Source organism: Brevundimonas nasdae, assembly GCF_019395145.1.
GTDB classification, from domain to species: Bacteria; Pseudomonadota; Alphaproteobacteria; order Caulobacterales; family Caulobacteraceae; genus Brevundimonas; species Brevundimonas nasdae.
On the sequence record NZ_CP080034.1, the window covers coordinates 1,952,330 to 1,974,280 of the forward strand.

Consider the following 21,951-nt stretch of genomic DNA (forward strand, 5'->3'; position numbering starts at 1 on the left):
CCATGCTGCGTGCGCGTGATCGACCACGACTGTGGCAGGGCGCCTTCGCCGTTGTCGGCTGGGCGGCGCTGGGGCTTCAGTATCTGCTGATGATCGGCCCGGCGGAGGTCGAGGCCATGCCCAGCCTGACCGTCAACTTCTTCAGCTATTTCACAATCCTGACCAATCTTCTGGCGGCGCTGGCCCTGACAGCGCCGCTGGTTCGGGCCGACAGCCGACTGGGACGCTGGGGCGCCAATGTCCACGTCCGGGCGGCGCTGGCCATGTATATCGCGGTGGTGGGGCTGACCTATCATCTGCTTCTGGCGCATGTCTGGGCGCCGCAGGGGCTGGCGTGGCTGGCCAACAGCCTGCTGCATTATGTGATGCCCGCGGCCTTCGTGCTGGACTGGCTGATGTTCACGCCCAAGGGCCATCTGCGCTGGATCGATGCGGTCCGGTGGCTGGCGTTTCCGCTGATCTATGTGATGTGGACGGTGCTTCACGGCTTCACCTCGGGCTGGTGGCCCTATTGGTTCGTGAATGTGGAGCAGTTGGGCTGGGGCAGGACCGGCTTCTGGGCGGCGGCCATGCTGGGCCTGTTCCTGGCGGTCGGACTGGCGGTGGTCGGGCTGGATCGCCTGATGGGCCGCGCGGGGCGTGACACAGGCGCGCGACCCGCCTGAGCCTGATCGGTTGAGATGGAATCGCTGCGCGATTCCATCGATGCCGTGAATCAGGCTCCAGATTAAAGCGAGAGCATGATTCACGCTTCTGTCGGAACCGCTTCGCGGTTCCACCTGAAACGATCATGCTCTAAGCCACGCTTCATGGCCTACAAATCCCTTCGCGACTTCATCGAGCAACTGGAAGCCGACGGCGAACTGGTGCGGGTGTCCGAGCCGGTTTCGACCGTGCTGGAGATGACCGAGATCCAGACCCGGCTGCTGAGGAACGGCGGCCCGGCGGTCCTGTTCGAAAAGCCGGTGATGCCGGACGGAACCATCAGCCCCATCCCCTGCCTGGCCAATCTGTTCGGCACGGTGAAGCGGGTGGCCATGGGGGTGACGCTGGAGGGCAAGGCGCGCACCACCACGGCGGAGCTGCGCGAGGTCGGCGAACTGCTGGCCTTCCTGAGAAATCCCACCCCGCCGCGCGGACTGGGCGATGCGATGGAGATGCTGCCGCTGGCGCAGACCGTCATGTCGATGCGGCCCAAGACAGTGAAGAAGGCCCCCGTGCAGGAGGTGGTTCTGAAGGGCGACCAGATCGACCTGACCGCCCTGCCCGTTCAGTCGTGCTGGCCCGGCGAGCCTGCGCCCCTGATCACCTGGGGTCTGGTCGTCACCAAGGGGCCGTCGGACGACCGCGAGGACGACTTCAACCTGGGCATCTATCGGATGCAGGTGCTGGGCAAGGACAAGGCCATCATGCGTTGGCTGGCCCACCGGGGCGGGGCCCAGCACTATGCCCGGCACAAGAAGGCCGGAAAGCGCGAGCCCCTGCCCTGCGCCGTGGTGCTGGGCGCCGATCCGGGCACAATCCTGGCGGCGGTGACGCCGGTGCCGGACACCCTGTCGGAATATCAGTTCGCGGGCCTGATGCGGGGCGCAAAGGCCGAACTGGTCCCCTGCAAGACCGTGCCGCTGATGGTGCCTGCCCAGGCCGAGATCGTGCTGGAAGGCCATGTCCTGCTGGACGAGTTCGAGGACGAAGGCCCGTACGGCGACCACACCGGCTATTACAACTCGGTCGAGAAGTTCCCGGTCTTCAAGGTCAGCGCCGTCACCATGCGCCGCGACCCCATCTATCTGACCACCTTCACCGGGCGTCCGCCGGACGAGCCCAGCGTGCTGGGCGAGGCGCTGAACGAGGTGTTCATTCCCCTGTTGCGCCAGCAGTTCCCCGAGATCGTCGACTTCTGGCTGCCGCCCGAGGGGTGCAGCTACCGCATCGCGGTGGTATCGATGAAGAAGGCCTATCCGGGCCACGCCAAGCGGGTGATGCTGGGCGTCTGGAGCTATCTGCGCCAGTTCATGTACACCAAATGGGTCATCGTCGTGGACGACGACATCGACGCCCGCGACTGGAAGGACGTCATGTGGGCCATCTCGACCAAGATGGACCCGGCGCGCGACATCACCCTGATCGAATCCACCCCCATCGACTATCTGGACTTCGCCTCGCCCGAGAGCGGGCTGGGCTCAAAGATCGGTCTGGACGCCACCGACAAGTGGGAGCCCGAGACCAAGCGCGAATGGGGCGAAGAGATCCGCATGGATCAGGACGTGATCGAGCGGGTTTCCGACATGTGGGACCGGCTGGGCCTGCCCGGCGACGGCAAACCGATCTGGAAGTGACGACTTATCAGAGACTTGCGATTTAATCGCAACGAACAGTGGTTTTTGTAGAACCCGGGCTTTGCCGTGGCGTTCCGTCTCCCGGACTGCGGCGAAGCTTTCTCTTCGCCGGTCGAGGAAGGGAAAATCCATATGAAATCTCGGACAGCTGTCAGCGCCATGGCCTTGGTCTGCGCAATGACGATGGGGCTTGCGGCCTGCGGACAGGGTGACGCCAAGGGCGGCGCCGACGGACGCGCTCCGTCGATCACGGCCGCCGCCGGAAACGAGTCGACGCAGCAGAAAATGGGCCTCTATTCCGAGGCGTTCAACAAGCTGATCGACGACCACTGGGGCGTATCCGAGAACTTCGAACGCTATCAGAAGACGGATATTCCGAACGCCGCTGCGTCCAGCACCATCAACTTCCCCGAGAACATCACCACGCTGGAAACGGCGATCGCCAAGCTGAAGGAAGGCAAGGCCCTGTCGGGCGGCGGCCAGAGCCAGCGGACCGACGCGGCGGTGGACAAGCTGCTGCCGCACCTTGAGGCGCTGCTGGCCCAGTGGAAGACGCTGGACCCCTATTATGAATCCCGCGCCTATCGCGAAGACAATCTGGCCCAGGGCAAGGCCGCGCACGCCGCCCTGATCTCGGCCTACGAAAACTCGATCGCGGGCATCAACGAGTTCGATGGGGCCCTGACCGAGTACCAGCGCGCCGCCAATGCGGCCAAGATGGCGGCCCTGGTCAAGGCGGGCCATACCGCCGAGGCCAGCATGATGGACGCCATGCAGAAGGCGGACCATTTCACCACCGCCGTGATCGACGACAACACGGCCGAAGCCGACCGCCTGCTGCCCGAGTTCGTCGCCGCCACCGGCAAGCTGCGTGAGGCCCAGGCGGGAATGGCCGCAGACGCCGCCAACAAGTCCGAGCTCAGCTCCATCGCCGGGAACCTGGATTCGATCATCGGCTCGTGGCGCGACTACAAGCAGGACAAGAATGACCGCCACCGCGAGAGCATCGTCAGCGACTACAACCGCGCCATCGGCACGGTGAACCGCGTCGAAATGCCGATCTGACCATGACCGCCGCCTCCGCCGCCTGATCGCGGCGGAGGCGATGTCTGCACAAGACGCCGACTGGCGGCGGCCCCGGATACGGTTTAGCTCTGTCGTTCTCAGTCGGGGGATGGCGTTTGAGTTCGTTCGAGTTCTTTTTCAGTTTCTACGGCCTGTTGCTGGGCCTGTCCGTCGCCGAACTGGTCGGCGGGTTTGCGCGGGTCCTGCATGAGAAGGACCGCATCCGGTTCGGCCTGCTGACGCCCCTGCTGGCGATGTTCGTGGCCATCGAGATCGGCACCTTCTGGAACCAGGCCTGGGTGATATTCCGCGGCGCGCCGTTCAACACCTCCGTGCTGCTGATCGCCCTGGTCATCGCCGCCACCTTCTATGTCGCCGCCAGCATCACCTTCCCGCGGGTTTCAGCCGAAGGCGGCGAGGACAAGATCGATCTGGACGATCATTTCTGGGCGCGGCGGCGGCTGGTCTTCTCGTGTATTCTGGCGGCCAACCTGATCGTGGCGATGGTGCTGCTGGTGTTGGCCCAACTGGATCCCGGCTTCGCCAAACTGGCCAGTTCGGTCAGGTTGTGGGTCGGAACCGGCATATTCGTGATCTGCACGGCCACAGCCGCCTTTGCGCCGTGGCGTCGTGCGGTGGTCGCCGCCCTGGTGATCGTGCTGCTCTACAGCCTGTGGGGCGTGCTGAACGCGGCCTCGGCGCTGATTGCAGGCGGAGGCTGGGCGCCGGCGCTGGGCGCGGGGGGATGAGCTTGTCAGGCGGGGGCAATCGGCCCACGAAAGCCTTCATGCATCCCTATCTTGCAGTTCCGGCCGTCCTGGCCGCCCTAACCTGCTGGGTGACCCCCGTCATGTCTCAAACGCCTTCGTCCGTTCCCAACGCCGCCCCATGGGATCAAGCCTTCCTGCCGCCAGCGCCCGCGTGGAACGGCGCGTCAAAGGCCCTGTTGAGGGGCGCGGCCGATCCGTGGGTCACGGCGTTCGAGGCCGACCCCGCCCATGATTTCAGCCCCGACTATGCCGACACCCGCGCCTGGTTCGACCGGCTGGATGCGGCGTCGGACCTGATCCGCATCGAACAGTTCGGCACGTCGCCGGAGGAACGACCCATCTATGCGGTGATCGCGTCCAAGGACGGCGCTGCGTTTGATCCGGCCAAGCCCGTCCTGATGATCCAGGCGGGCATCCACCCCGGCGAGATCGACGGCAAGGACGCGGGCATGATGCTGCTGCGCGACATCGCCTTTTACGGCAAGGACGCCCTGCTGGACCGGGTGAACCTGATCCTGATCCCGATCCTGAGCGTGGACGGGCATGAACGGGCGTCGGCCTATTCCCGGCCCAACCAGCGCGGACCGCGCATTCAGGGCTGGCGCAACACGGCGACCAACCAGAACCTGAACCGCGACTATCTGAAGCTGGACCAGCCCGAGATGCGGGCCGTGCGCGGCCTGATCCTGAAATACCGACCCGACCTCTATGTCGACATCCACGTCACCGACGGTCTGGACTACCAGTATGACGTGACCTTCGGCTTCAACGGCGAGGACGGATCCTTCAGCCGCTCGCCGCACGGGTCGCAGTGGCTGGACACTGTGTTCAAGCCCGCCATGAATGCGGCGCTGGAGCGTGAAGGCCACATCCCCGGCGAACTGGTGTTCGGTGTCGATGATGATGCGCCCAAGGCCGGTCTGTCGGACGGCGGGCTGGGCGAACGCTATTCCAACGGCTGGGGGGCTGCGGCCCACGTCCCGACGATCCTGATCGAGAACCACAGCCTGAAACCGCACGAGCAGCGGGTGCTGGGCGCCTATGTCTTCATCGAAGAGGCGCTGCGGCTGCTGGCGGACAAGGGTTCGGCGCTGAGGGCGGCGACCGAACAGGACCGCGCCCTGCGTCCGGCGGAGATCCTGGCCAATTTCGAGCAGGACGAGGCCCCTTCCTCCACCCGTCAGTTCAAGGGCGTGCTGTTCGACACCTATTTCAGCCCCGCTTCGGGCCGCAACGAAATCCGTTGGTCGGGCCAGCCCGATCCCGTGCTGTGGCAGATGCCCTTCTATGGGTCCAAGCCGACCCTGACCCTGCAACGCCCGACGGCCTACTGGATTCCCAGCTACCGCACCGACATCATCGAGCGGCTGAAGGCGCACGGGGTGCAGATGGAGACGGTCGCGGCGCCGCGCGTGGTCAATGTTGACATGCTGCGGCTGGTGTCGCCCAAGCTGGCGACCCGCGCCAATGAGGGCCACGTCCAGACCTCGGTGGAAACGGTCAATGTGGAGCGCCGCGACTGGACCTTCCCCACTGGATCGGTGCGGGTTCCGACCGACCAGCCGCTGGGCGATGTGGCCATCCTGCTGCTGGAGCCGCAGTCGAACGAGAGCTTCTTCGCCTGGGGCCTGTTCCCCGAGGTGATGAGCCGGGTTGAATATATTGAGGCCTACGCCATTGCGCCCCTGGCCGAGAAGATGCTGGCGGCGGACCCGGCGCTCAAGGCCGAGTTCGAGGCGAAACTGGCGGCGGATGCGGCCTTCGCCGCCGATCCGCAGGCCCGGCTGGCCTGGTTCTATGAGCGGACGCCCTTCTATGACGACCGCTACCTGCTGTACCCGATCGCGCGCGAGAACTGAGCCATGACGCCTCATTTGATGCTGGCTCTGCAGGCGGCGGGCCTGTGGAGCGGCCTGCTGATCCTGTTGCTGCTGGTGCTGTCCGGCGTGGTGTCCAGCGGTCGCAGGCGGCATCTGGTCTCGTTCGGCGACGGGGGGAACCCTGAGCTTCAATCCGCGACCCGCGCCTTTGGCAACTGCGTCGAATACGCCGCGCCCGGCATGGCGGCGATGGGGCTGCTGGCGGTGCTGGGGGCCGAGCCGTGGATGGTTCATGCGGTGGGCGGGACGCTGTTTGCGGGGCGGATCATCCATGCGCTGGGCCTGCTGTTCCAGACCGGGCCGTCGCTGGGGCGGGTGCTGGGCATGGGTCTGACGTGGATTTCCCTGCTGGCGGCGGCGGTGGGCCTGATCGCCTACGCCATCGTGTGAGACTGTTCGGCGGCGCCATGTTGCGGTGCGGGGGCGCGTCCGCCATATCGGGGCATGACTGAAACCACGACCGCGTCCGTCTCCACCGATCTTCTCAATGACATCGTCCAGGCGGCCCTGAAGGCCGGGGCCGACGCCGCCGAGGCCGTCAGCGCCGACCGCCAGTCGCTGTCGGTCGGGGTCCGCAACGGCAGGCTGGAGGACGTGGAGCGCGAGGAATCGCGCGATCTGGGCCTGCGGGTCTTCGTCGGCCAGCGTCAGGCCTCGGTGTCCGCCTCCGATCTGTCGGAGGCCACCCGCACCCGTCTGGTTGAACGCGCCGTGGCCATGGCCCGTCTGGCGCCGGAAGACCCCCATGCCGGTTTCGCCCCCGAGGACCGTCTGGCGCGCGGTCCCTTCGCCGATCTGGACCTGTATGACGCCAGCGAACGCACGGCGGAGGAACTGGAGCGCGCATCCGCCGAGGCCGAGGCCGCCGCCCTGGCTGTGCCCGGCGTGGCGAAATCCGAAGGCGGCCATGCCTCCTGGTCGTCCAGCCGCTGGCGCCTGGCGACCTCGCACGGGTTCGACGGCGACTATCGCGGCACGGCCTTCTCGCTGGGCGTCGGCGTCATCGCCGAGAAGGACGGCGCCATGGAGCGCGGCGGCGAAAGCCGCACCACCCGCCACCTGTCTGACCTGCCCAGCGCCCAGTCCATCGGCGTCTATGCCGGTGAAAAGGCCGTGTCGCGCACCGGGCCGCGCAAGATCGCCTCGACCACCGCGCCGGTCATCTTCGAGAACCGCGTCGCGGGCCAGATCGTGTCGCCCGCGGTCGGCGCCATCGCCGGGCCGTCCATCGCGCGCGGCACCTCCTTCCTGAAAGATAAACTGGGCCAGAGGGTCTTCGCCGAGGGCGTCAGCCTGATCGACGACCCGTTCCGTAAGCGCGGCCTGGGATCGACCCCATTCGATGACGAAGGCGTCGCGGTCGAGCGTCGCGCCCTGTTCGACGACGGCGTCCTGACCACCTGGCTGCTGAACACCGCCTCGGCGCGCCAACTGGGGATGCAGACGACGGGCCATGCGTCGCGCGGACTGGCGGGGCCGTCCGGCGTCTCGCCCCACAACCTGCATATGGAGCCCGGAGAGCGTGATCTGGCGGGCCTGATGGGCGACGCAGGCACGGGCCTGCTGGTCACCTCGATGTTCGGGCCTTCGCTGAACGGCAACACCGGCGACTGGTCCGCCGGGGTGTCGGGCTTCTGGTTCGAGAACGGCCAGATCGCCTATCCGGTCAGCGAAGTGACCGTGGCGGGCAAGCTGCCCGAGCTTTATCTGCGCCTGCAGCGGGGATCGGATCTGGAGTTCCGGGGTTCCTTCAACGTGCCCAGCCTGATGTTCGACGCGGTGGCCATCGCCGGAAAATGACCGACCTAGCTGCAGACCTTGAACTGATCCGCCAGGCGGCGCTGGACGCAGGCACCCTGGCGCTGGCCGAGCGCGAGGCCGGGCTGAAGATCACATCCAAGGTCGGCGGATCGCCCGTCACCAGCGGCGACCTGAAGGTGGACGCCATGTTGAAGGACCGGCTGCTGGCGGCCCGGCCCGACTATGGCTGGCTGTCCGAGGAGACGGCGGATTCCAGCGCCCGGCTGTCGAAGAAACGCATCTTCATCGTCGATCCGATCGACGGCACGGTCGCCTATATGAAGCGGACGCCGTGGTGGTGCGTGCCGATCGCGGTGGTCGAGGACGGCGAAGTCGTCGCCGCCGTCATCCATGCGCCCGAAGTGGACGAGACCTATGTAGCGACACGCGGCGGCGGGGCGCGGCGCAACAGCCGGTCCATCCGGGCCTCGGACGCCGACACGCTGGAGGACGCCTCGGTGCTGGGCGACGCGCGGCTGATTGAAGCGCCCTATTTCGATGAGCCGTGGCCGCCGATGCGGTTCGAGAAGCGCAACGCCCTGGCCTATCGCATGGCCCTGGTGGCGGCGGGGGCGTTCGATGCGGCCCTGGCCCTGACGCCGAAATGGGACTGGGACGTCGCGGCGGGCTGCCTGATCGCGCAGGAGGCGGGCGCCGTGGTCAGCGATCACCACGGGCGTCCGTGGCGGTTCAACCGGCCCGACCCGCGTCAGGCCAGCCTGGTCTGCGCCGCCCCTGCGCTGCAGCCGATGATAATCCGGCGCTGTAAAAACGTGCCGCTTTCGACCTAAGGCGAGGGTGAAAACACCCCGCGCACATTGATCCTTGGCCATTCTGGGCCTATGCCGCGCGGAAACCTCCCCCCTCTGCGCCACAGGACTCCGATGACTGAGCCAAACAATGTTCCGCCTCAACTGCTTCACCTGGTGATCGGCGGCGAGCTGCGCCACCTGGGCGAGCCGGTGTTCCGCGATCTGTCGCAGGTCGAGTTCGTCGGCGCGTTCGGCACCTATGAGGACGCCAAGAAGGCCTGGAAGGCCCGCGCACAGGCCACCGTCGACAACGCCCACATGCGCTACTTCATCCTGCACGCGCACAAGCTGATCGACCCGCGCGGCGACGCCGCCTGAGGTCATGCGACATCAGGGAGCGGAACCCGCTCCCTGATCCACCCGCTGGAACTGGACGAACGAGGAAAGCCGTGAACCTGGAACCGCAACAGACTTTTCAAATCATCAGCATGCTGGCCGTGCTGGCGCTTTTCTGCTTTTCGCTGCGCGACAAGATCAACTACGCGCGGTGGTTCAAACAGTGGGAAGCCGACCGCAAGGCCCGCCGCGACGCCGAACTGGCCGCCGAGGCCCGCGCAAACGGCGATGAACCGAAGACTGAGCCGAAGACCGGCCCCTGGAGCTGAGGCCTACTCCCGCCGCAGCAGTTTGTCGGTCAGAAGCGTGCCCCACCAGCCGGCCTTGAACTCGGCGCGGATGGCCTTGGGGTCGTAGTCGGGGCTGTCGACCCATTCGATGAAGCTGATCCCCCGGGGCTCGACCTCGTTGACGTATTTCTCCAGCGTATAGTCCAACACGCCCGTCAGCCCCTCGCGTGAGTGCAGATATTTCTTGGACAGCTGGTTCATGGCGACTGAGATCGGCTCGCCCAGATGGAAGTGGCGATAGAAGACCGCCATCATCCCCGCCCGGTCCGCGCCGGACTTGCAGTGGATCAGCACCGGATATTCGATGGTCTTGAACAGGTCGCGGGCGCGGTGGATGCGATCCGTCTGGGGAGGATCACGCGAATCCAGCGGCGCGCTGATCAGGGTCAGGCCCAGACGCTCGCAGGCCTCCTTCTCCAGCCAGTAATAGCCCTCGTCGCGTTCGCCGCGCAGGTTGATGACGGTCTTGATCCCCTTGGCCTTCCACCCAGCCAGTTGGCGCGGCGACGGCTGGTTGGTGCGCACCAGATCGGGTCCAAGCCAGTGGGCGTTGGAGAAGGCCACGCGCAGAAACGCATGATCCGCCCAGAAATAGTGCCAATGAGCCTTGAAGCGGCCCATCGCAGTTGTGAGATCAAAGCGTGACATTGACCGTCAGATAGCGACCCGACGCCCCCGCGTCATCCCACGCCTGCGGACCATGTGTCTCAGGGACAGGGCTGGGCAGCGGCGATCCGCGCCTGGGCCGAGCGGTTCTCGCCCCAGAAGATGAAGACCGACGCCCCCACGATCAGCGCTGCGCCCGGCCAGAACCAGACGGACGGCGCCTGCCCCAGGGTGATCCAGCCGATCAGGCCCGCCAGAGGCACCTTGAGGTCCGCAAACGGCTGCAGATAGACCGCATCCGCCGTCTTGTAGGCCGAGGCCAGCAGATATTGCGCCGCCGCCGTCGCTCCGCCCAGCGCCAGCAGAAGCAGCAGCCCCTCGCCGTGCGGCAGGGCGAAGGGGAAGCCGTTCGCCACGCCCGGCGGCATCATGAAGGCCAGGGCGTTGACCAGCAGCAGGATGGCCAGATGGTTGGGAGCGATCAGCACCAGCAGCGAGACGGTCAGGGTCTCTGGCGTCTCTTCGCGAGCCAGATATTTGGTCAGGACGTCGGTCGCCGCCCACAGGGCGGCCGCCGCGATGGGCGTTAGAGCGCGCCAGTCCAGATGCTCGGTCCCGACGCCTGAGACGACCACCGCCCCGACGAACCCGGCCAGGGCCGCGCCCAGACGTGCGCCCGAAACCCGCTCGCCCAGAAACAGGGTCGAGCCGATGATGATGAACAGCGGACCGGTGGCCAGCAGGGTCACCATCTGCCAGATCGGCACGCCCGTCGCGAAACCATAGACGAAGACATGCACGCCCAGCGCCGAGGCCAGGGCGCGGACTTCATGGATCAGCGGACGACGGGTGCGAAACTTGTTCAGGCCGATCCGCATCACGATCGGCGCCATCAGCACCGAGGCGATCAGATACTGCCAGAAGGCCATGCCGGTGGAGCTCATGCCATAACGCCACGGCAGGACGGATTGCAGGGTGTTGCCCGCCGCGAAGGCCAGGCTGGCGCAAACCATAAGCAGCGCGCCATGCGAAGCAGCGCGTTGGTATGGCGAGGAAATCTGGTTCAAGCGTCGTCCTTTCCGTAACCAGTTTTCCTCAGGGTTACGGGCGACGACGCGCCGGCGCCCCGCCCGGCGAAAGGCGACGCACGCCGACGTGGCGTGTGATCCCGTTCTCTTTCATCCGGACTATACCGTCGGCCCCGGAATCACACCGGATCTGCTGACCTCCCCAACCGGGGGAGCGCTCGCGGGCTTGGCGTCGCCGCCTTACCGCCGGTGGGGAATTGCACCCCGCCCTGAGAACAACGCGGGCGAACCCGCAGCCCCTAGCTAGTGAAGGCAGCCCCGGGGTTCAAGCGCCCCTTGCGCAACGCCACACAAGCCTTGACTTGAAGGGCTGCTCGGACGACCGAAGGCCGATGACCACAACTGCCGCCGAGACCATGCCCCTGCGCGCCCTTCTGGCGCGGATCTGGCGCGACTACCTGTCCCGGCACAAGGGATCGCTGGTGCTGTCGATCCTGCTGGCGGCGGTGACGGGTCTGCTGACGGCGGCCCTGTTAAAGCTGCTGGAGCCGGCGGTGAACGGCCTGTTCCTGGGTGGAACGGCGCCGATCAGCCTGTTCGGTCTGGTCGAGTTTCCGGCGTCGAAGGCTATTCTCTGGATACCCGCAGCCATCCTGGCCGTCGCCGTGGCGCGGACCCTGGCGGCCATCGGACAGGCGGCGCTGGTCAACCGGCTGGGACACACCATCGTCGGCGACATTCAGGTGCGTCTGTTCGGGGCCATGATCCGGGCCGATCTTGCGCGGCTGCGCAGCCAGCATTCGGGCGGCTTCGTCTCGTCGGTGCTGTTCGACGCCAATCTGGTGCGCGAGGCCTTCACCTCGGGCGTGGTGACCTACACCCAGAACCTGCTGACCCTGATCGCCGTGCTGATCTACATGGGCTTCATCGACTGGCAGCTGACCATGGTGGTGCTTCTGGGCGTGCCGATGGTGGCGCTGGTGCTGCGCCGGTTCGGCAGAAAAACCCGCAAGGCCGCCGTCGGCGCCATGACCGAGACGGAGAACCTGTCCACCGCCCTGATGGAGAATCTGGACGGGGTCCGCCTGATCAAGATCGAGAACCGCGAGGCGGCCGAAGAGGCCCGCGTCGGCGAGGTCGTCGCCCGCCGCCAGCGCCACGTCATCAAAGGCGCCAACGCCCGTGCCTTCGCCGGACCGTCCAGCGATCTGGTGGCCTATATCGTCGTCGCCGCCGTCATGGCCTATGCCGGATGGCGGGCGCAGTCGGGCGAGATGACCGTGGGCGGGTTCGCCGCTTTCATCGGCATGCTGCTGGCCGCAGGACAAGCCCTGCGTCAGGTGACCAATCTGGCGACGGTGATGGCCGAGGGCTTCACCGCCGCGCGCCGCCTGTTCGGCGCCCTGGATATCGAACCGGAAATCCGTGAGGCGCCCGACGCCGCGCCCCTGGCCGCCGGGCCGGTCGAGGTGGTGCTGGACCGCGTATCCTTCGCCTACGCCCCCGCCGCCGACGGCGGAGCGCCGACGCTGGATCAGGTGTCGCTGCGTGTCGCGCCGGGCGAGACGGTGGCCCTGGTCGGACCGTCGGGCGGGGGCAAGAGCACGATCCTGAGCCTGCTGCCGCGTTTCTATGACGTGACTGGCGGGGCGGTGACGCTGAACGGGCGCGACCTGCGCGACCTGCGCCTGCATGACCTGCGCGAACATATCGCCCTGGTGACGCAGGAGCCCTTCCTGTTCGACGACACCATCGCCAACAACATCGCCTATGGCCGCCCCGGCGCGACGCAGGATCAGATCGAGGCCGCCGCCCGATCCGCCGCCGCCCATGACTTCATCACCGCCCTGCCACAAGGCTACGACACCCGCGCAGGCGAAGCGGGACTGCGCCTGTCGGGCGGCCAGCGCCAGCGCATCGCCATCGCCCGCGCCTTCGTCAAGGACGCGCCGATCCTGCTGCTGGACGAGGCGACCAGCGCGCTGGACACCGAGAGCGAGGCGCTGGTTCAGGCGGCGCTGGAGCGGCTGATGCAAGGTCGCGCCACCCTGATGATCGCCCACCGCCTGTCGACCGTGAAGAACGCCAACCGCATCTATGTGATCGAGGCCGGACGCGTGGTCGAGGAAGGGTCGCATGACGCCCTGGTGGCCAAGGGCGGCCTGTACGCCCGACTGGCCCGTCAGCAGTCGCTGGATGGAGCCCCCGTCAACGTCGAGACGGTCGCGTGAGACCCCTGCGCATACCCGCCGTGCAGGCGACCCTGTCGTTCATTCTGGCGCGCTGGATGCAGTTCTGCTTCGCCACCATCCGCTGGACCTATGAGAACCAGTCGGTCGCCGAAGACGTCTGGGACAAGGGAGGCGGCGTGCTGTGCGCCTTCTGGCATTCGCGCATCAGTCTGGCGCCCGCCAGCTGGCCGCTGGACCGGGCGCAGCCGGCCAAGGCGCTGATCTCGCTGTCCGCCGACGGCCAGTTCATCGCCAAGGCCGTGGCCCTGCAGGGCTTTCCCGCCATCCGGGGCTCGTCGTCGAACAAGGACAAGGCCGACCGCGACAAGGGCGGCGCACAGGCCCTCCGGGCCGGTCTGCGTCAGCTGAAGGAAGGCGCCCTGGCCATCACGCCGGACGGCCCGCGCGGCCCGGCGCGCCAGATGGCCGAGGGCCTGCCGATGATGGCCAAGATCTCCAGGGCGCCGACTCTGTTCATCGGCATGTCGTGCAATCCGGCGATCCGGCTGAACAGCTGGGACCGGGCCCTCATCCCCCTGCCCTTCGGCAAGGGTGCGATCGTGTGGGACGTGGCGCACTATCCCCGCGGCGAGGATCTGGACGCCGTGCGGCTGGACTGGGCCGACCGGCTGAGCACCGTCGAGGCGCGGGCCGACGAGATCACAGGTCTGGAACCATGAGGGTTCAGCCGTGACGCCCCTGCCGCTGATCGCCTATCGGCTGGCGACCCGCGCGCTGGAGCCGCTGGCCCCGCGCCTGCTGGATGCGCGCGCGCAAAAGGGCAAGGAAGATCCGGTGCGGGTCGATGAGCGGCTGGGCTACACCCGCGCAGAACGGCCCGGCGGCGATCTGGTCTGGCTGCACGGCGTCAGCGTGGGCGAGACCCTGTCGCTGCTGCCGCTGGTGGAGCGGTTTGTGAAGACGCGGCCCGACCTGACGGTGCTCGTCACTTCGGGCACGGTGACCTCGGCGCAGATTTTGGCCGAACGCCTGCCCGACGGCGTGATCCATCAGTACGCGCCGGTCGATGGGCCAGGCGTGGTCGAGCGGTTTCTGGATCACTGGCGGCCCGCCCTGGCGATCTTCGTCGAGAGCGAACTGTGGCCCAATATGCTGCTGGAGGCGCATCGCCGCGGGGTGAAGCTGGCCCTGGTCAGCGCGCGGATCACCGAAAAGACCGTGGACGGCTGGGGTCGTTTCCCGAAATCCAGCCGCGCCCTGATGAACACCTTCGATCGGGTCCTGCCGCAGGATCAGGTTTCGGCCGAGCGGCTGAAACGACTGGGCGCCCACGTCGACGAGCTGATCAACCTGAAGCTGGCGGGCGAGCCCCTGCCGCATGACGCCGCCGCCTTCAGCCGCATCAGCGAGGCCATCGGCGATCGGCCCGTGGTGGTGGCGGCCAGCACCCATGAGGGCGAGGAGATCGCCATCATCCGCGCGCTGGACAAGCTGCCTGACCGGGCGTGTCTGATCCTGCTGCCGCGCCACCCGGATCGGGCGCCCGCCATCGCCGCCGCGCTTCAGGCCGAGGGTTTCGCCTTCGCCATGCGGTCGCGCGGTGAGAGCATCGGGCGCGACACGGACATCTATCTGGCCGACACCCTGAACGAGATGGGCCTGTTCCTGCGCCTGGCGGACGTGGTGGTGATGGGCGGATCATTCGCGCCTGCCCTGGGCCTTGCGCCGGTCGGGGGGCATAATCCGCTGGAGCCTGCGCGGCTGGCTCGGCCGACGATCAGCGGGCCGGACGCCTCCAACTGGGCCACCGTGACCTCGTCGCTGGCCGAGGCGGGCGGGCTGATCCTGGTGCAGGGCCCACATGAACTGGCTGGGGTCGTCGCGCCCCTGCTGGCCGACCCGGCGGCAGCCAAGGCCATGGGCGAACGGGCCAAGCGCGCGGCGGCGGAAGCAGGTGGCGGGCTGGACCGGCTGTGGTCGCTGCTGACGCCTTTGATGCCTTCCGCGCCCGCCAAGGGGATGCGGCGATGAAGCTGAACACGCCGCGATGGTGGTACATCCGCGACAGCAGCCACGCGCGAGTGACGCGCACGGTGCTGAAGCCGCTGGGCTGGATCTGGGCCGGGGTGACAGCCAGCAAGATCGCCAAGGCCACGCCGGTCGATCCCGGCTGCGCGGTCATATCGGTCGGCAATCTGACGGTGGGCGGATCGGGCAAGACGCCGGTGGCGCGCGAGACCCTGCGGCTGCTGCGCGCTACGGGCGTTGAGGCGCATGGCCTGTCACGCGGCTACGGCGGGCGGCTGGAGGGGCCGGTGCGGGTCGATCCGGCGCTGCATACGGCGGCGGATGTGGGTGATGAGCCGCTGATGCTGGCGCAGGACGCGCCGGTATGGATTTCACGCGACCGGATCGCGGGCGCCAGGGCGGCGGTCGCGGACGGGGCGCAGGCTGTGGTGCTGGACGACGGGCATCAGAACCCCGCGCTGAAAAAGACCGTCAGCCTGATCGTCGTGGACGGCGAGACGCGCGGGGACGAATGGCCGTTCGGGGATGGGTCGGTGTTTCCGTCCGGCCCGATGCGCGAGCCGCTGAAGGCCGGGCTGGCGCGCGCCGATGCGGTGGTGGTGATGCTGGCGACCGATGTGGACGCCGCTGACCCGGACCTGCTGGAGTTGTTCGGCGACCTGCCTGTCTTCATCGCCCGCCTGACGCCCGAGGGTCCGCCGCCGTCCGGCCCGCAGGTCGGATTCGCAGGCATCGCCAAGCCGTGGAAGGTCGAACGGTCGCTGAAGGCAGCGGGGTGCGATCTGGCGGACTTCGTCCCCTTCCCCGACCATGCGGCCTATAGCGCCGAGAACATGAGGTTCCTGGAGGAACGGGCCGCGGTTTACGGCGCCGGTCTGGTCACGACCGAAAAGGACTGGGTCAGGCTGACGCCCGACCAGCGCGCGCGCGTGGCGGCCTGGCCGGTCGTCGCCCGGTTCGAGGATCAGGCGGCTTTCGCCGCCTTCCTGACCCGCAGGATTCAGTCGGCGCGGTAAACCACGCCGTTGCGCATCACGAACTTCACGCGCTCCAGTTCGGTCACGTCCGTCAGAGGGTCACCCGCTACAGCAACGATGTCGGCGTTGCGACCGACGCCGATCCGGCCAGCTTCGTTGGCGATCTTCAGGTGTTCGGCGGCGCCGACGGTGGCGGCCTGAATGGCCTCCAGCGGGGTCAGACCGGCGCGGACCAGAAGCGCGAACTCCTGAGCATTGTCGCCGTGGGCCGAGACGCCCGAGTCGGTGCCGAAGGCGATCTTGACCCCGGCGTTGTGCGCGCGACGAGCCATGTCCAGCATCTTGGGTCCGGCTTCCAGCGCCTTGGCCGTTTGGGCAGGCGTGAAGAAGTTGTTGGGGCCGGAAGCCACGCGGGCCACGAAGTCACCCGCCAGCAGGGTCGGCACCAGCCAGGCGTTGTTCTGCTTGAACAGGCGGATCGACTGGTCGTCCAGATAGGTGCCGTGTTCGATGGAATCGCCGCCTGCGCGCAGGAAGGCGTTGATGCCGTCGACGCCGTGGGCGTGGGCGGTGACCTGACGGCCCATGCGGTGGGCGCTTTCGACGATGGCGGCCAGTTCAGCGTCGGAGAACTGCTGGTTCAGGCCCGCAGCGGTGTTGGACAGAACGCCGCCGGTCGCGGTGATCTTGATGATGTCGGCGCCCGAACGGACCTGAGTGCGGACGGCGCGCATGCAGTCCTCGGCGCCCGAACAGACGCTTTCGGGCGACATCAGGTGCAGGATGTCCTCGCGATAGCCGTTGATGTCGCCATGCCCGCCGTGGATCGACACCGCGCTGCCCGAGGCGATGATGCGCGGGCCGGGCACATCGCCGTTCCGGACCGCATTGCGCAGCGCAAAGATCGCCTCGTTGCTGGCGCCCAGATCGGCCACGGTGGTGAAGCCCGCCAGCAGGGTGCGGCGCGCATAACGGGCGCCCACCATGGCCTGATCGGCGTCGGACTGAACCAGGCCGTCGATGCGCGAACTGGCGCTCTGCTGACCCGTCAGGTGGACATGGCTGTCGATCAGTCCAGGCAGAACGAAGGCGTCGCGCAGGTCCACGACCTTGCCCTGAGACGCGTCGCCGACAAAGCCGTCGCGCACTTCGACGACTTGGTTCCCTCTGATCACGAGAGTTTTACCACGCTGCACAACACCGGTCGCCGGGTCGGCCAGAAGACGGCCTGCTTCGACGAACACTGTCGCCTGCGCATCCCCCATTCCAGTGACAGCCGGGGTTTGCTGCGCGAACACCGCAGTCGCCGACGCCATCAGCGCCGCCAGAGCCAAGCCCAAACGTTTCATCAAATACTCCCCCGGCATCCCTGCCCCAAAATGGCCCCACAAGGCTCAGGTTGCCTGAACCGTAACCTTTTGAAACAAACCACCCCCACGAACAAACCGCAACGAGGGCGTCGCATGCGGCTATCGAGACGAGGCATGATTCTGGGCGGTTCGGCCCTGCTGACCGGTTGCGCAAGCGCAAGCGCGAAGGCGCCGATCACGACACTGGCGCAAGCCGCACCAATCGCTTCGCCGAGTGTGGAGTTGCCGGTGATTCAGACGGGCGTTCTGACGCCGCCTCCGCTCGATCCCCGCCGTCACGTCCGCAAGGAACTGATGGACCGCGCCATGGCGGCGCTGGACACCCATCACCGAAGACTGCCGCTGCGCGACCGGATGTATCTGGTCGACTTCAAGAAATTCTCGGGCGAGGAGCGGCTGTACGAGGTCGACCTGATCAGCGGCGAAGTGAAGGTGCTGCGCACCTGCCACGGACGCGGGTCGGACCCCAGCCATTCGGGCTACGCCCAGCGGTTCTCGAACACGCCGGATTCAAACATGTCCTCGGTCGGCGCCTACGCCACCGCGGGGGCCAGCTGGGGCCGCCAGCAGGGGCCGAACGTCCTGCTGGACGGGCTGGAATACACCAACGACAAGGCCCGCGAACGCGCCATCATCATCCACGGTGCGGACTATGCGGACCCGCAGTTCCTGGCCCGCGAAGGCAAGCTGGGTCGCAGCTACGGCTGTTTCTCGGTGGCCCACACGGACTTGCCGGACCTGCGCGAACGGATGGGCGAAGGCCGCCTGCTGTACGCAGCCGCCTGAGGCGGCTCCAGGTTCGATCAGCATCTAAGAGCGTCATTTCGGGGCTGAGCGAAGCGAAGAACCCGGAACCCAGGGGTACAGCCGCACCGCGGGACACATTCGAAGCTAGATATGAGCCTCCTGGCTTCCGGGTTCGTCCTGCGGACGCCCCGGGATGACGGTCTAGCCTGATCTCGACCAGACCTAGCCGAACCAGCCCGCGACCATGATCCGCAGGGGATTGGCCGGGTCGGACAGCAGCTTGGCCACCATGCCCAGCGAGATCACGACCAGCAGAGGCCGGATCAGACGCGGGCCGAAACGCATGGCGGAATGAGCGCCCAGACGCCCGCCGATGACCTGACCCACGGCCATGCAGCCGCCCAGCAGCCACAGCACATGGCCGCCCGCTGCCAGAACCACCACAGAGATGACATTGCTCATCAGGTTCAGGGCCTTGGTGTGGGCCGTCGCCCGCGTCAAGCCCATGCCCATCAGGGTGACGAGGCTGAGCGCGAAGAAGGAGCCGGTGCCGGGGCCGAAGAAGCCGTCGTAGAAGCCGATGCCCCCGGCGACCGCGCTATAGGCCAGGGGCGTCAGGCGGGCGTGGGCGTCCTCGTCGCTGGCCTTGGGTCCGAACAGGAAATACAGGGCGATGGCGATCAGCAGGACCGGCAGCAGCACCATCAGCCAACGGGTGTCGACCACCGTGACGGCGAAGGCGCCCAGCCCGGCCCCAACGAGAGTCGCCGCCAGCGGCCATTTCAGGATGCCGAAGTCGATCCGGCCCGCCCGCCAATAGCTCCAGGTCGCCGAGGCCGTGCCGAAACTGGCCTGAACCTTGTTGGTGGCGATGGCGGCGACCGGCGGAACGCCCGCCGCCAGCAGGGCCGGAACCGTGATCAGACCGCCACCGCCTGCGATGGCGTCGACAAACCCCGCCGCCACAGCCGCAAGGCACAACAGGGCGATGATCTCGGGGGCCAGTTCAACCATGCGATACTCTCACTCGGCCGGTGTTCGGCCTATTCGCGGTCCAGCGCGCGCCAGCCTATGTCGGTGCGGTTGAAGCCGCCCGGCCAGTCGATCTTGGCGATGGCCTCATAGGCGCGTTCGCGGGCCTGGGCGATGTCGTCGCCCTCGGCGCAGACGTTCAGCACGCGCCCGCCCGCAGCGGTCAGGGCGCCGTCGTCGCGACGCTTGGTCCCGGCGTGGAACACCTGGACATGGGGGCCGAAGTCCTGATCGGCGCCGCGGATGGTCGAACCTTCCAGCGGGCTGTCAGGATAGCCCTTGGCCGCCATGACCACGCAGATCACCGTCTGGGGCTTGAAGGCCGCGGGCGGCAGGCCCGAGACATCGCCGCGCGCGCAGGCCAGCAGATAGGGCACGATGTCGCCGGCGAAGCGCATCATCAGCACCTGGCATTCCGGGTCGCCGAAACGGGCGTTGAACTCGACCACCTTGGGACCGTCCTCGGTCGCCATCAGACCGGCGTAGAGCACGCCGCGATAGGGCGCCCCCTCCTCGGCCATCTTCTGGATGGTGGGCTGGACGATCAGGTCGTTGGCCTGCTGCACCAGTGCGTCGGTGAAGACGGGCGCGGGCGAATAGGCGCCCATGCCGCCGGTGTTGGGGCCAAGGTCGCCGTCAAAGGCGCGTTTGTGGTCCTGGGCGCCGCCGAACAACACCGCCTGTTTGCCGTCGCACAGGGCGAAGAGCGAGCCTTCCTCCCCGTCCATGAACTCTTCAATGACGACGCGGGCACCCGCCGCGCCGAAACGGCCGCCCAGCATCCGCTCGATCTCGGCCTCGGCGTCCTGACGATCCGGGCTGATGGCCACGCCCTTGCCCGCCGCCAGACCGTCAGCCTTGATGACATAGGGGGCGGCGAACCGATCCAGCGCACCCTTGGCGTCGGCGACCGTCTCATAGACGCCGTAACCGGCGGTGGGGATGGCGTGACGCTCCAGGAAGGCCTTGGAGAAGGCCTTGGAGGTCTCCAGCTGGGCCGCCTGAGCGGTGGGGCCGAAACAGGGAATGCCCGCCGCCGCCAAACGGTCGGCCAGACCCGCCGCCAGCGCCAGTTCCGGGCCGACAACGACCAGATCGGCCTTGATCTCCTGCGCCAGCGCGGCCAGGCCCTCTGCGTCGTCGGCCTTGACGGCGCGAAGTTCGCACAGCTTCTCGATGCCGGGATTGCCGGGTGCGGCGACAAGCCGCGTGACCAGCGGCGACTGGGCGATCTTCCAGGCCAGGGCGTGTTCGCGCCCGCCCGATCCGACGAGAAGAATGTTCATGAGACCGGGCAATGACGGCGCCGCTGCGGTCGGTCAAGCGCCGGGCGGGCTTATTCCGGCAAAGGCGGCGCGATATCGGGGCTGTAGGCAGGCAGAGCCTGCAGTTGGGCGGCGGTCAGACTGGTCATCAGATCCTTGTTCGCGCCATTCTGGATCGGCGCCAGATCGGCGATCGGCACCATGACGTTCACCGCGCCGGGGCCCTGCAGTTCGACCACCACATGGGTCAGACGCCGCTGCGCGTCCAGCACCAGCTTGGTCACCCCGCCCAGATCCGTATTGTCTCGCGACAGCAGGTTTGCGCCCTCCAGCTGATCACGGGTCATGTTGAAGGCCAGCACCGTGTCGCCGCTGACCGCGTCAGCCTGGGCCTCAGTCGCCGGAACCGGCGGGGCGTTGGGGGCCGACTGTTCGACGACGGCGTCGTCATCATTCTGGTTGGAGCAGGCGACGAGGCCCAGCCCCAGCAAAGCCACGGTCAGGACAGTCAGACGCTTCATCGGGTTGGCCCAGGGTTCAAAGGATCGCCGACAGCACATAGACGACGAAACCCAGCAGAATTATGCTCAGAATAATCAGCCACGGGCTCATGGCGCCGCCCGCGCCGCTGCGCCGCTGAAGGCCCCGCTCACGCGGGTCGCGGTCGTCCGGGTCTGTTCCTCTGGGATCAGCGGGCATGAGACAGGAACGACGAGAGGCCCCCGCCGTTCCCGGTCATCAGCCCAAACCCAGGGCCTGCGTCCTTATGGCGCCCAGGCGGGCAGCGCCTTGACCTGATCCAGCGTCAGGCCGGTGACCACGACATGATCGTCGCCCAAGGTCTTCACCGTCAGTCCGGCCAGCGGCAGGCGCACCCAGCGTTCGCCCACGCCGGTCGGGGCGACGATCAGGCCGGTCGCCTTGCCGTCGCTGCCCACATCGACCTTTTGCACATCCCCGACATCCGTGCCGTCGGTGGACAACAGATTGGCGCCTTCCAGCTGGGCGCTTCTCAGACCCAGAACCAGAGGTTCGCCCTGCGTCATGGCGGCGGCGTCGGGCTGGGCCGTCATGGCAGGGCCGACGGCGGGGGCCGTGTCGGCTGGCGCGGCGGCGGACGGGGTCTCCTTCTGCTGGGAGCAGGCCGCGAGCAAAGCTGCTGCTGCGGCGGCGATCATCAGACTGCGGGTCATCGAACCTATCCTGGTCCAGCACCTGTGAGGCATGGCGTCGATCAGCAAGGACCACGGACCGGCGGACGGATCGCAGGAGGGGCGCTGTGGGGAGGCGCTCGGCTGATCACCCTTCGGGGGTCTGGATGGCGGTTGCCCGACTCCATGAGCGCCAAACGCATGCTGTCATCGACCGTTCCGCGCCCATTCCCGCATTCGGCGGCGCACGGTAAGGTGACCGC

At 67.4% G+C, this 21,951-nt stretch carries 23 protein-coding genes and 1 riboswitch; of the genes, 15 read left to right on the plus strand and 8 right to left on the minus strand.

All coding sequences use genetic code 11. The features are described 5' to 3' along the window. Positions 1 to 2: 2 nt before the first annotated feature. The 10 genes from KWG56_RS09540 (at position 3) to KWG56_RS09585 (ending at position 9,271) form a co-directional block, all read left to right on the plus strand. Positions 3 to 665 (plus strand): Pr6Pr family membrane protein, encoded by a 663-nt coding sequence (locus KWG56_RS09540; protein WP_219354574.1) that lies wholly within the window; start codon positions 3 to 5, stop codon positions 663 to 665. A 144-nt stretch (positions 666 to 809) separates the two neighbouring features. Further along, the gene (locus KWG56_RS09545; protein ID WP_219354575.1) at positions 810 to 2,339 is read left to right on the plus strand and encodes a UbiD family decarboxylase; all 1,530 of its coding nucleotides are present in this window, start codon (positions 810 to 812) and stop codon (positions 2,337 to 2,339) included. Between the two features lie 132 nt (positions 2,340 to 2,471). Continuing rightward, on the plus strand, positions 2,472 to 3,404 hold the full coding sequence (locus KWG56_RS09550) for a DUF3829 domain-containing protein (RefSeq protein WP_219354576.1): 933 nt from the start codon (positions 2,472 to 2,474) through the stop codon (positions 3,402 to 3,404). A 116-nt stretch (positions 3,405 to 3,520) separates the two neighbouring features. Further along, positions 3,521 to 4,153, plus strand: a complete 633-nt coding sequence (locus tag KWG56_RS09555) for a hypothetical protein (RefSeq protein WP_219354577.1) — start codon at positions 3,521 to 3,523, stop codon at positions 4,151 to 4,153. A gap of 101 nt (positions 4,154 to 4,254) precedes the next feature. Then, the gene (locus tag KWG56_RS09560; protein ID WP_219355260.1) at positions 4,255 to 6,033 is read left to right on the plus strand and encodes a M14 family metallopeptidase; all 1,779 of its coding nucleotides are present in this window, start codon (positions 4,255 to 4,257) and stop codon (positions 6,031 to 6,033) included. Positions 6,034 to 6,036: 3 nt separating this feature from the next. After that, on the plus strand, positions 6,037 to 6,444 hold the full coding sequence (locus KWG56_RS09565) for an MAPEG family protein (RefSeq protein ID WP_201099226.1): 408 nt from the start codon (positions 6,037 to 6,039) through the stop codon (positions 6,442 to 6,444). 54 nt (positions 6,445 to 6,498) lie between these two features. Continuing rightward, positions 6,499 to 7,854, plus strand: coding sequence for a TldD/PmbA family protein (locus KWG56_RS09570; protein WP_219354578.1), 1,356 nt, complete (start codon positions 6,499 to 6,501; stop codon positions 7,852 to 7,854). Beyond that, the gene (locus KWG56_RS09575) at positions 7,851 to 8,645 is read left to right on the plus strand and encodes a 3'(2'),5'-bisphosphate nucleotidase CysQ (RefSeq protein WP_219354579.1); all 795 of its coding nucleotides are present in this window, start codon (positions 7,851 to 7,853) and stop codon (positions 8,643 to 8,645) included. The genes KWG56_RS09570 and KWG56_RS09575 overlap by 4 nt, the downstream gene beginning before the upstream one ends. Positions 8,646 to 8,738: 93 nt before the next feature. Continuing rightward, a complete protein-coding gene (locus KWG56_RS09580; RefSeq protein WP_201099220.1) occupies positions 8,739 to 8,984 on the plus strand; it encodes a DUF4170 domain-containing protein in 246 nt (81 codons plus the stop codon). 71 nt (positions 8,985 to 9,055) lie between these two features. Beyond that, a complete protein-coding gene (locus tag KWG56_RS09585; RefSeq protein WP_219354580.1) occupies positions 9,056 to 9,271 on the plus strand; it encodes a hypothetical protein in 216 nt (71 codons plus the stop codon). A 3-nt stretch (positions 9,272 to 9,274) separates the two neighbouring features. On the opposite strand, the gene KWG56_RS09590 is transcribed toward KWG56_RS09585, so the two are convergent. Then, positions 9,275 to 9,940 carry a protein tyrosine phosphatase family protein gene (locus KWG56_RS09590; RefSeq protein ID WP_219354581.1) on the minus strand — a complete coding sequence of 222 codons (666 nt, stop codon included), beginning with the start codon at positions 9,938 to 9,940 and terminating at the stop codon, positions 9,275 to 9,277. A gap of 59 nt (positions 9,941 to 9,999) precedes the next feature. Continuing rightward, a complete protein-coding gene (locus KWG56_RS09595; RefSeq protein WP_201099208.1) occupies positions 10,000 to 10,965 on the minus strand; it encodes a DMT family transporter in 966 nt (321 codons plus the stop codon). A gap of 99 nt (positions 10,966 to 11,064) precedes the next feature. Further along, a riboswitch (FMN riboswitch) is annotated at positions 11,065 to 11,207 on the minus strand. Between the two features lie 111 nt (positions 11,208 to 11,318). Here KWG56_RS09595 and KWG56_RS09600 point away from each other — a divergent pair. From KWG56_RS09600 to lpxK, 4 genes are read left to right on the plus strand one after another with little or no spacing between them, the layout of a single operon-like run. After that, positions 11,319 to 13,157 carry an ABC transporter ATP-binding protein gene (locus tag KWG56_RS09600; RefSeq protein ID WP_219354582.1) on the plus strand — a complete coding sequence of 613 codons (1,839 nt, stop codon included), beginning with the start codon at positions 11,319 to 11,321 and terminating at the stop codon, positions 13,155 to 13,157. Continuing rightward, a complete protein-coding gene (locus tag KWG56_RS09605; RefSeq protein ID WP_219354583.1) occupies positions 13,154 to 13,837 on the plus strand; it encodes a lysophospholipid acyltransferase family protein in 684 nt (227 codons plus the stop codon). The genes KWG56_RS09600 and KWG56_RS09605 overlap by 4 nt, the downstream gene beginning before the upstream one ends. Positions 13,838 to 13,847: 10 nt before the next feature. Continuing rightward, entirely contained in the window at positions 13,848 to 15,149 is a 1,302-nt protein-coding gene (locus KWG56_RS09610) for a 3-deoxy-D-manno-octulosonic acid transferase (protein ID WP_219354584.1), read from the plus strand. After that, entirely contained in the window at positions 15,146 to 16,162 is a 1,017-nt protein-coding gene (lpxK, locus tag KWG56_RS09615) for a tetraacyldisaccharide 4'-kinase (RefSeq protein WP_219354585.1), read from the plus strand. The genes KWG56_RS09610 and lpxK overlap by 4 nt, the downstream gene beginning before the upstream one ends. Here the strand turns inward: lpxK and KWG56_RS09620 are convergent. Further along, positions 16,147 to 17,472: a metal-dependent hydrolase family protein gene (locus KWG56_RS09620; protein ID WP_219354586.1), complete on the minus strand. Its 1,326-nt coding sequence runs from the start codon at positions 17,470 to 17,472 to the stop codon at positions 16,147 to 16,149. The two genes, lpxK and KWG56_RS09620, sit on opposite strands and share 16 nt — an antisense overlap. A gap of 249 nt (positions 17,473 to 17,721) precedes the next feature. Here KWG56_RS09620 and KWG56_RS09625 point away from each other — a divergent pair, with 249 nt between their 5' ends. Beyond that, positions 17,722 to 18,279, plus strand: a complete 558-nt coding sequence (locus KWG56_RS09625; protein WP_244999454.1) for a murein L,D-transpeptidase catalytic domain family protein — start codon at positions 17,722 to 17,724, stop codon at positions 18,277 to 18,279. Positions 18,280 to 18,462: 183 nt separating this feature from the next. On the opposite strand, the gene KWG56_RS09630 is transcribed toward KWG56_RS09625, so the two are convergent. The 5 genes from KWG56_RS09630 to KWG56_RS09650 all read right to left on the minus strand — a co-directional run bounded on the left by KWG56_RS09630 (position 18,463) and on the right by KWG56_RS09650 (position 21,730). Beyond that, a complete protein-coding gene (locus tag KWG56_RS09630) occupies positions 18,463 to 19,254 on the minus strand; it encodes a TSUP family transporter (RefSeq protein WP_219354588.1) in 792 nt (263 codons plus the stop codon). A 29-nt stretch (positions 19,255 to 19,283) separates the two neighbouring features. Next, on the minus strand, positions 19,284 to 20,558 hold the full coding sequence (purD, locus tag KWG56_RS09635) for a phosphoribosylamine--glycine ligase (protein ID WP_219354589.1): 1,275 nt from the start codon (positions 20,556 to 20,558) through the stop codon (positions 19,284 to 19,286). Positions 20,559 to 20,608: 50 nt separating this feature from the next. Beyond that, positions 20,609 to 21,058, minus strand: coding sequence for a hypothetical protein (locus KWG56_RS09640; RefSeq protein ID WP_219354590.1), 450 nt, complete (start codon positions 21,056 to 21,058; stop codon positions 20,609 to 20,611). A gap of 16 nt (positions 21,059 to 21,074) precedes the next feature. After that, positions 21,075 to 21,236, minus strand: a complete 162-nt coding sequence (locus KWG56_RS09645; RefSeq protein ID WP_201099184.1) for a hypothetical protein — start codon at positions 21,234 to 21,236, stop codon at positions 21,075 to 21,077. 65 nt (positions 21,237 to 21,301) lie between these two features. After that, complete coding sequence (locus KWG56_RS09650) at positions 21,302 to 21,730, minus strand: PRC-barrel domain-containing protein (RefSeq protein ID WP_219354591.1); 429 nt, start codon at positions 21,728 to 21,730, stop codon at positions 21,302 to 21,304. Positions 21,731 to 21,951 lie beyond the last annotated feature (221 nt).